General features: G+C 42.0%; 10 protein-coding genes. 7 read left to right on the top strand and 3 right to left on the bottom strand.

Translation table 11 applies throughout. The annotated features are described in order from the left end of the window. Nucleotides 1-396 precede the first annotated feature (396 nt). Nucleotides 397-963 (bottom strand): D-glycero-beta-D-manno-heptose 1,7-bisphosphate 7-phosphatase, encoded by a 567-nt coding sequence (gene gmhB / locus AACX38_RS02870; protein ID WP_228865676.1) that lies wholly within the window; start codon nucleotides 961-963, stop codon nucleotides 397-399. 188 nt (nucleotides 964-1,151) lie between these two features. Here gmhB and metN point away from each other — a divergent pair, with 188 nt between their 5' ends. From metN to proS, 6 genes are all read left to right on the top strand, one after another. Next, on the top strand, nucleotides 1,152-2,183 hold the full coding sequence (gene metN, locus AACX38_RS02865) for a methionine ABC transporter ATP-binding protein MetN (protein ID WP_228865675.1): 1,032 nt from the start codon (nucleotides 1,152-1,154) through the stop codon (nucleotides 2,181-2,183). Then, on the top strand, nucleotides 2,176-2,829 hold the full coding sequence (locus AACX38_RS02860) for a methionine ABC transporter permease MetI (protein WP_099108890.1): 654 nt from the start codon (nucleotides 2,176-2,178) through the stop codon (nucleotides 2,827-2,829). The genes metN and AACX38_RS02860 overlap by 8 nt, the downstream gene beginning before the upstream one ends. A 267-nt stretch (nucleotides 2,830-3,096) precedes the next feature. Beyond that, the gene (locus AACX38_RS02855) at nucleotides 3,097-3,912 is read left to right on the top strand and encodes a MetQ/NlpA family lipoprotein (RefSeq protein WP_099120183.1); all 816 of its coding nucleotides are present in this window, start codon (nucleotides 3,097-3,099) and stop codon (nucleotides 3,910-3,912) included. Nucleotides 3,913-4,153: 241 nt separating this feature from the next. Next, the gene (gene rcsF, locus AACX38_RS02850; RefSeq protein WP_099120181.1) at nucleotides 4,154-4,546 is read left to right on the top strand and encodes an Rcs stress response system protein RcsF; all 393 of its coding nucleotides are present in this window, start codon (nucleotides 4,154-4,156) and stop codon (nucleotides 4,544-4,546) included. A gap of 34 nt (nucleotides 4,547-4,580) precedes the next feature. Then, nucleotides 4,581-5,297: a tRNA (N6-threonylcarbamoyladenosine(37)-N6)-methyltransferase TrmO gene (gene tsaA, locus AACX38_RS02845; protein ID WP_228865674.1), complete on the top strand. Its 717-nt coding sequence runs from the start codon at nucleotides 4,581-4,583 to the stop codon at nucleotides 5,295-5,297. 248 nt (nucleotides 5,298-5,545) lie between these two features. After that, nucleotides 5,546-7,267 (top strand): proline--tRNA ligase, encoded by a 1,722-nt coding sequence (gene proS / locus AACX38_RS02840; protein ID WP_228865673.1) that lies wholly within the window; start codon nucleotides 5,546-5,548, stop codon nucleotides 7,265-7,267. 98 nt (nucleotides 7,268-7,365) lie between these two features. Here proS and nlpE read toward each other — a convergent pair whose 3' ends face one another. Then, a complete protein-coding gene (nlpE, locus tag AACX38_RS02835) occupies nucleotides 7,366-8,052 on the bottom strand; it encodes an envelope stress response activation lipoprotein NlpE (RefSeq protein ID WP_228865672.1) in 687 nt (228 codons plus the stop codon). Nucleotides 8,053-8,368: 316 nt separating this feature from the next. Between nlpE and rof the strand changes: the two genes are divergently transcribed. Further along, nucleotides 8,369-8,635 (top strand): Rho-binding antiterminator, encoded by a 267-nt coding sequence (rof, locus tag AACX38_RS02830; RefSeq protein ID WP_228865671.1) that lies wholly within the window; start codon nucleotides 8,369-8,371, stop codon nucleotides 8,633-8,635. Nucleotides 8,636-8,739: 104 nt separating this feature from the next. On the opposite strand, the gene AACX38_RS02825 is transcribed toward rof, so the two are convergent. Further along, nucleotides 8,740-9,084, bottom strand: coding sequence for a hypothetical protein (locus tag AACX38_RS02825; protein ID WP_228865670.1), 345 nt, complete (start codon nucleotides 9,082-9,084; stop codon nucleotides 8,740-8,742). Nucleotides 9,085-9,614 lie beyond the last annotated feature (530 nt).

Here is a 9,614-nt window from a genome sequence, read left to right as displayed (position 1 = left end):
GAGCCATGATCAAACTCTTCAATTAAAAGTGTTTGATGCTCAAAGAATCGTTACTGTTAGTTCGTAATGAATTAACTGTTTCAGTCACTCTTCAAGACTTTAATCTTTTTTTGCCTTTCGGCTGTCGATAGTGTCTTGCGAGTGCCCACACAGATTGTCTGATTAATTTGTTAAAGAGCGGTGGCAACAGGAAGTAGCTTCCGTGTTGCGAGGCTGCGTATCTTACGCTTTCCTCTCAGAGTGTCAAGCCTTTATTTTCGCGGCTTTCAACTTCTGTCATCTCGACTTGTTTGTGTGTTTGTCGTGACAACGGATGCGCATTATAGGGAGCCTTAGAATTTACGCAAGCATTTTTTACAATTTCTTTTTCAAACGCTTACAATTTAATCCAAAAGGCTATTTTTGCCTATTTTTTATCACATTTGGCAGATCAGAAAGGCTATTAATAACCAAATCAGCAGACTGTTCTGCTTCTGTTGTTACTGGCTTTCCTGTACGTACAAGGACTTTTGTTCCAACACCGGCGGCATTCGCTGCCAACATATCTTCTATTTTGTCTCCTACCATATAAGAAGCCGCCATATTAATGTGCAGTGTTTTCTGTGCATCAAATAACATACCCGGTTGTGGCTTACGACAATCACACGTCTTTTTATAGTGCTCCTCGCTTGCTTCTGGATGATGCGGACAATAATAGATACCATCAAGATCAACACCCCGGTCTGCCAATGACCAATCCATCCATTCTGTTAACTGCAAGAATTGATCTTCTGTAAACATTTTCCGGGCAATCCCAGACTGGTTTGTTACTAATACCAGTGCATAACCCATTTTTTTCAACTCCAGCATGGCTTCAATCGTGCCATCAATGAATTGAAAATTATCTATTTCATGAACATACCCATGATCGATGTTAATTGTGCCGTCACGATCTAAAAATACAGCGGGAATACCTTGAGTCACCTGATTGCTCCAAGAATGTACAAAGTCGACAGTATCGCATGATTTGTCAGTGAATGAGAATGCAGCATTTAATTTATTCCTAGTTGACTTAGACGTCTAGACGCCTTAACATCCACATCAATTCATGACTTGTTGCAAATGCTTTCAAGTTATTCACTTTTATATCTCATAAGAGAAAAAGAATAAAAATGATAAGACTGAACCAGGTAAACAAAGTATTTCAACAAGGAACGCGCTGTATAAAAGCCCTTTCTGATATCAACCTGCATGTCCCCCAAGGGCAGATTTATGGTGTTATTGGCTCTTCTGGTGCAGGAAAAAGTACATTAATCCGCTGCGTGAATATGCTTGAATGCCCTACTTCTGGTCAGGTACTGGTTGACGGGCAGGATTTAACCTCTCTTTCTGAGCGTGAACTGACCCGTGCCCGTCGTCATATTGGCATGATTTTCCAGCACTTTAATCTGCTGTCATCCAGAACGGTATTTGGCAATGTGGCATTACCTTTAGAACTGAATAACACGCCAAAGGCAGAAATAAAGAAAAAAGTCAGTGAATTGCTGGAGCTGGTTGGTCTTTCAGAGAAACATGATGCATATCCAGCTAACTTATCTGGTGGACAAAAACAACGTGTCGCCATTGCCCGCGCCTTAGCAAATTCACCCAAAGTGCTTTTGTGTGACGAGGCCACCAGCGCACTGGATCCCGCAACAACCCGTTCTATTCTGGAATTATTGAAAGACATTAATCGTCGTTTAGGGTTAACCATCTTGCTGATTACCCATGAAATGGATGTTGTTAAACGCATTTGTGATCAGGTGGCCGTTATCAGTGGTGGGCAGTTGATTGAGCAGGATGTGGTCAGCGCGATATTTTCCCATCCGAAAACGCCTGTGGCTCAGGAGTTTATTCAGTCCACGTTACATTTGGATATACCTGAAGATTATCTGCAAAAATTACAGTCTGAACCTGCATCGGATAAATGCCCATTAGTGAAGCTGGAATTTACAGGTAAATCAGTTGATGCTCCATTAATTTCCATGGCAGTTCGTCGTTTTAATATCGATATCAGCATATTGAGTTCTCAGATGGACTATGCCGGTGGGGTCAAGTTCGGGGTTATGCTGGCTGAATTAGATGGTGAGAACAGCAGCATTGAATCAACAATTACGTTTTTAAAAGAGCATCATGTGAAAGTAGAGGTTCTCGGTTATGTCTGAAGGAATGATTTTATTATTAGCAAAAGGAGTCTGGGAAACTCTCGTGATGACTTTTGTTTCCGGCTTTTTTGGCTTCGTGATTGGTTTACCGGCGGGAGTGCTTTTATATGTCACTCGTCCGGGGCAAATCATAGAAAATGGTACGCTATACCGTATTCTTTCTGCGCTGGTAAATATTACCCGCTCTGTTCCGTTCATTATTTTACTGGTATGGATGATCCCATTCACCCGGCTGATTGTAGGAACGTCAATCGGATTACAAGCCGCGATTGTTCCTTTAACGGTTGGTGCAGCACCTTTTATTGCCCGCATGGTGGAAAATGCTCTATTAGAAATCCCATCAGGGCTGATTGAGGCGGCACGTGCAATGGGTGCGACTCCGCTCCAGATTGTGAAAAAGATTTTGTTACCTGAAGCATTACCCGGTTTGATCAACGCAGCCACAATTACTCTTATTACGCTGGTTGGTTACTCGGCGATGGGTGGAGCTGTCGGCGCAGGTGGTCTCGGTCAGATTGGTTATCAATATGGCTATATTGGCTACAATGCAACGGTGATGAATACGGTACTCGCATTATTAGTTGTTCTGGTTTTCCTGATTCAGTTAGGCGGCGACTATTTAGTTAAGGCCGTGAATCGTAAATAAGATTATTTCAACAAAAAGGTGCCATTATCGGCATCTATACCCTAGGGATTTCGAGTTACATCGCGGCGGCAAGGGAATGAATCCCCGGGAGCATAGATAACCGTATGTTTATAAAAACGGTGACCGGGGTGAATGAACGCAGCCAACAAAGAGGCAACTTGAAAGACGACGGGTATATTATTAGGGCTTACATTCAAAAGCCTCACTATAGTAGTACGATCATTTAATAAGACAGGTTATTAATCAGTATTCAATAGGGGTAAAAATATGTCAGTGAAATTGAAATCCATTGCAGTCATCGGGGCTTTATTAGGCACATTAGCACTTACAGGCTGTGGTCAGGAACCGAGAGATCCAAACCATCTGAAAGTCGGTGTTATTGCAGGGCCTGAATTACAGGTTGCTGAAGTCGCGAAAAAAGTAGCGAAAGAAAAATATGGCCTTGATGTTGAACTGACAACATTCAATGATTATGTACTGCCAAACGAATCACTGAGCAAAGGAGACATTGATGTTAATGTCTTCCAGCACAAACCCTATTTAGATCAGCAAATAAAAGAACGTCACTATAAACTGGCGATTGTAGGTAACTCTTTCATCTTTCCAATGGCTGCATACTCTAAAAAGATAAAATCATTGGATGAACTTCAGAATGGTTCTCAGATTGCAATCCCGAATGATCCGACCAACCAGGGCCGTGCTCTGCTGTTATTACAAAAACAGGGTCTTATCACATTGAAAGCGGGTGTTGGTCTGCTGCCAACTATTCTGGATATTACCAGCAATCCTAAACAGCTGGATCTTGTTCAGCTGGAAGGACCACAACTACCTCGCTCACTGGATGATCAAAAAATCGCGCTGGCTCTTATTAATAATACCTACGCCGGGCAGATTGGCCTGACAGCAGAGCAGAACGGGATTTTTGTTGAAGATAAAGATTCACCTTACGTGAATATCATCGTAAGCCGTGAAGATAATAAAGATGCGGAAAATGTACAAAAATTTGTGAAAGCCTATCAATCTCCTGAAGTTGAGCAGGAAGCTCAAATAGCATTCAAGGGCGGAGCAATAAAAGGCTGGTAATCTTTCATATTTTAACAATCAAGATTAAAATTCTGGGGCGGATAAAGATATCCGCCCCTTTTTATACCCAATGGATTTCAAATTGCATCGCGGCGGCAAGCGAGTTCATCCCCCGGGAGCATAGCTAACTATGTGATCGGGGTGAGTGAGTGCAGCCAACAAAGAGGCAACTTGAAAGACGAAGGATATATTGGAATTAATCCCACACTCACTGATGCAACCGTAATAAGGATAAAGCTCAATGCGTATGTTACCTGTCTGTTTCATGGTGCTTTTTATAGTTGGGTGTACTTCATTGCCAACTCAGATTAATAAAACTGACGGTCAAGGCTCTGAAGCTGAACAATATCCAGCTCTCAGAAATAAAGAGGCAACTTATGTCCGGCTTTATAAAAAACCAGATGAGTTGTTGGGCTCACCATTTAAAGATCTTGGTATTGTTGCTGGTGAATCCTGCCGCAATACATTTCAGGATCCTCCGGCCAGTATCGCAACTGCACGGCAGAAGATGCTGGCAAAAGCCTCCCGCCTGAATGCTAACGCCGTCTTACTTCACCAATGTGCCATTATGTCTGGTCAGGGCTGTTATCAGATAGCTATCTGCGAAGGTACGGCAATAAGAACCACGAATTAATTATTCATTGTAAATTTGGTACTGAAAAAAACTCATGGCAGATTTTCATTTTACTCAAATAGGAACCATTCATTCTCCTTATAAAGAGAAGTTTGCCATTCCCCGTCAGCCGGGTCTGGTGGAAGATGGCACGGGGCAACTCGAATTGCTCGCTCCTTATAATCAGGCAGATGCTGTGCGGGGATTAGAACAGTTCAGTCATTTATGGATTATTTTCGTTTTTCACCAAACGATGAATGGGGGCTGGAACCCGCTGGTTCGCCCTCCCCGCTTAGGCGGTAATGCCAAAATGGGTGTATTTGCCACCCGCTCAACTTTCCGCCCTAATCCGATTGGGATGTCTTTAGTTGAACTAAAAGGGATTGATTACCAGAACAATCGCGTGCTGCTACAACTTGGCAGCCTGGATCTGGTGGATGGAACGCCCGTACTTGATATTAAACCTTATCTGCCTTTTGCTGAATCACGCCCTGATGCCAAAGCAGGATTTGCTCAGGAAGCACCAAATACAGATATGGAGGTCTGTTTTTCTTCAAACGCAGAACATCAACTTTTATGCCATCAGGTAAGTTATCCGCAATTACGACGCTTTATCTGCCAGATTCTGGCTCAGGATCCGCGTCCGGCCTACCGCAAAAAAGAGCAGGAAAACCGCATATACGCTGCTCATATTCTGGATTTTAATGTCCGTTGGTTAATTAATGGTGCCATAACAGAAGTAGTTTCTATCGAACTCCGCTATCCCCAATAGATTTCGAATTGTATCGCGGCGGCAAGGGAACGAATCCCTAGGAGCATAGATAACCGTATGTTTATAAAAACGGTGACTGGGGTGAGTGAGTGCAGCCAACAAAGAGACAATTTGAAAGATGAAAGGGATAAAACTCCTTTTGACATCACAAACTCACTGGTAGACTAACGGTTTACTTTATTTTTGGGTTCGGTGGCTCTGTCTTCATTGCCACCTAGAAGCAATTTGCTGTCCAATGGAAACTTACTATGCGTACTAGCCAATATTTGCTGTCTACTTTGAAAGAGACGCCTGCTGATGCAGAAGTAGTCAGTCATAAACTGATGCTTCGTGCAGGAATGATCCGTAAACTCGCTTCAGGTTTGTACAACTGGATGCCAACCGGTGTCCGCGTGTTGAGAAAAGTTGAAAACATTGTTCGTGACGAAATGAATAATGCCGGGGCGGTTGAGGTTTCCATGCCGGTAGTTCAGCCAGCAGATTTATGGCAGGAAAGTGGTCGTTGGGTACAATATGGTGCGGAATTACTGCGTTTTGAAGATCGCGGTGCCCGTCCTTTTGTTCTGGGGCCAACCCATGAAGAAGTCATCACTGATCTGGTTCGCAATGAAGTGACTTCTTATAAACAGCTGCCACTAAGTCTGTATCAGATCCAAACCAAATTCCGTGATGAAGTTCGCCCACGTTTTGGCGTTATGCGCTCACGCGAATTCATCATGAAAGATGCTTACTCTTTCCATACCACTCAGGAATCCCTGCAAGAGACTTACGATAAGATGTACGATGCTTACAGTAAGATCTTTACCCGCATTGGGCTGGATTTCCGTGCTGTTCTGGCTGACACAGGCTCAATTGGTGGTAGTGCATCTCACGAATTTCAGGTTCTTGCTGCCAGCGGCGAAGATGATATCGTTTTCTCCACCGAGTCTAACTACGCAGCTAATATTGAACTGGCTGAAGCTGTCATGCCATCCTCAGAACGCGCTGCTCCGACAGAAGATATGCGTGTGGTGGATACACCAAAGGCGAAAACCATCGCGGAACTGGTAGAACAGTTCAACCTGCCGATTGAAAAAACGGTCAAAACGCTGATCGTTCATGCAGCAGAAGAAAGCGAACACAAACTGGTTGCTTTGTTGGTTCGCGGTGATCATGAATTAAATGAAGTCAAAGCAGAAAAACTGGCCTTAGTCGCCAGCCCGCTGCAATTCGCGACAGAAGAAGAAATCCGGGCTATCGTCAACGCCGGCCCTGGTTCTTTAGGCCCTGTTAATCTGCCTATGCCTGTCATTATTGATCGCTCTGTATCTGTTATGAGTGATTTTGGTGCGGGCGCCAACATTGATGATAAACACTATTTCGGTATTAACTGGGAGCGTGATCTTCCTCTGCCAGAAATTGCAGATATCCGTAATGTAGTTGAAGGCGATGCCAGCCCGGATGGTCAGGGCACGTTACTGATCAAGCGTGGTATTGAAGTCGGTCATATCTTCCAGCTCGGCACCAAATACTCAGATGCACTGAAAGCTACCGTACAGAACGAAGATGGCCACAATCAGGTTGTGACGATGGGATGTTACGGAATTGGTGTCACCCGAATTGTCGCGGCTGCTATCGAACAGAATCACGATGATCGCGGTATTATCTGGCCAGATGCCATTGCCCCATTCCAGGTAGCCATTTTGCCAATGAACATGCATAAATCTTATCGTGTCAAAGAAGTGGCAGAAAAGCTTTATGCAGACTTACGTTCTAATGGTATTGATGTCATTTTAGATGATCGCAAAGAACGTCCGGGTGTCATGTTTGCCGATATGGAATTAATGGGTGTCCCACATACTGTCGTTATTGGTGATCGCAATCTCGATAACGACGAAGTGGAGTACAAATACCGTCGTACCGGTGATAAGCAGATGCTGAAACTGGAAGACGTGGTTGACTACCTGAAAAGTAACATCAAGCAATCATGATTAAGCCTTGATCTTGCGATCAGGCAAAGCCAGTAATAAAAAACCTGCGTACACAGTGCGCAGGTTTTTTTATATGCCAGAATACGCTCTATCACTTCTTACTTTTTAGTCTGGCAGGAAGACGACTTATCAAAATGGATTTTACCTGTCTGAATTAGCGCGTTATCAAATAATCCATCTTCCATTGAAGGGCGAAGCGTATAATATCCCTCGACTTCAACATAAACAGGTTTGCCACCTTCAACGCCTGTTGCGCTGTAACCCTGCTCCAGATCGATATTTTCTGATGCATCGTAGAGTTTCCCTGTCCGACACTCCGTAAACGTCGCACTATCCGCAAAATAGATATATTCTCCGGCCAGTTTTTGAGGAGTGACTTTTGTCAGTTCATAATTCAATTTGGACTGAATTGGCTCACCATTTATATCCAGCATAACCAGATTTTCTCCCTTCATCTGGTAATACGCTTTTTTACCCTCTTCTCCACTGGTCAGGTTTATTTTTTTATCGTTGACGTTCCAATGGCCTATATCAAAAAAAGGCTCTTCTTGCCCCGATTTTAGATAAGTTTGTTCCAGAATATAGGAACCATCTTTCGCAAGTTGTAAGGTAGTTTCAATACCTGCGCAATCAGCACAAGGTATCACGCCTTTAAACACTTTCTCGTTGATTGTAAATTTATTTGGGGATGTCGAATCAACCTGGTGTACAGGAGGATTAGTCTGACATCCAACCGCAGTCAGTACACCCGATGCGACCAAAGCAAGCAATATGTTCTTATTCATCATTTTCATCCAATAAGTGCAGCAGAAAGTCCAGTTTTAACATGAGTTACACATAAGACATGAACAGCTTTGACATTACTTTACCGTATCTCAAAATACACAGTGCAAAACCCGCTAATATGACGTAATTTTGTTGCCTAATGATAAGGTTAGGCTTTAACCTACTGGCTTTTTCAATGTAACTCAACAAACTTATATAGTCACAGTCATCAGGAAAAACTTACTGTGCTATAGTCGTAGGTAGCATTTTTTTGCATCTGAGTTTGGTCAATCGCGGGCGGCACGATAACCGCCACTAACATAGTGGTGAGCGAATATGTCTATAGATACTGAATATCAACCCATTAACTGTGATGATTATGAAAGCCTTGAGCTAGCTTGCCAACACCAGCTTCATTTACACGTTCAGCTGCGTGGCGGTGAGATTTTTGAAGGAAAAGCGACTAACTTGATTCTGAGAAAAAAAGTCGAATATATTCTCATAGAATCAAATGAAGAAACCCGTGAGTTAAGATTGGATCACATTATCAGTTTCAGTAATCCAGAAATTGGCACGATTGTTGTTGAGCATTCTTCATTGTAAATGACGTGGTTAACACGTTTACTACACAACAAAGGATTATTAAATAACAAAAGTCCTCATTTAATTTGAGGACTTTTGTCATTGTGAAGTAAATTTTTTCATTGTTATGGGGACCAAGTTTCAACCACACTAAACACCTTATTCTTACATGCACCCACAAAATGAAGCGCTACCTTTTGACCATTAGCCTGAGCAGCTAAAATAGCCGCGTAAGCACTTTTCCCTGAATCAGTATCGGTATATAATTGCTTGTCAGCCGTATACGCGATGCTTTTAGAATACCAGGATCCACCGCTATCTGACAACCAAACTCCCCAATCATTTTTGTTATCCCAGTTTACCCATAGTCCAGTCACATAACCCTCTCCACATTTATCTGCTACAGCATTAGCCGAAATCGAACAAATCAACGCTGTAAATATCAAGATAAGCCATTTATACTTCTTCATAGTTAACTCCTATCCTTTCAAAAAATTGAAACTCTAAGATAAAATACTTTCTATATATTTAAATTTTAAGATCACATTTTTTCTTTATACTGTGGTTACAAAGTCCAATAAGATCTGAAAAACAAAAAATTATTGGATATTATCCCTGACTCCTTTTCCTGCACTGTAATCTAAAACTGTAGATGCTCTACCATCAATAAAAACCTCTAATGGCACATTATTTTTATAAAAATAACATTATTGCTACTGACAAGGCACTCGTGTTAGAAAAATAATTGGTTGTATCGTTTATTAACCTGCCATAATCATAAGCCCCATATGTCCGACGATATTTCCTTTTCTCGGTGTACTGAATGCATCTTCGCTTTCGATAAATCTACGACCGATATTCGAAAAATATGAAATAATAGATATTTTTTAAAATCATTTAATAATTTCAATCCTACATTCATTATTTATAAAAATAATTTTCTTTAAAAAAAGAAATCACACATATTTAAAAATATAACAGACAAAATTAAGTTCTATAT

This window comes from Xenorhabdus sp. PB30.3 (assembly GCF_963895965.1).
GTDB lineage: Bacteria > Pseudomonadota > Gammaproteobacteria > Enterobacterales > Enterobacteriaceae > Xenorhabdus > Xenorhabdus stockiae.
The sequence above is the reverse complement of the archived record's forward strand: the minus strand, read 5'-3'. Positions and strand labels throughout refer to the sequence as shown.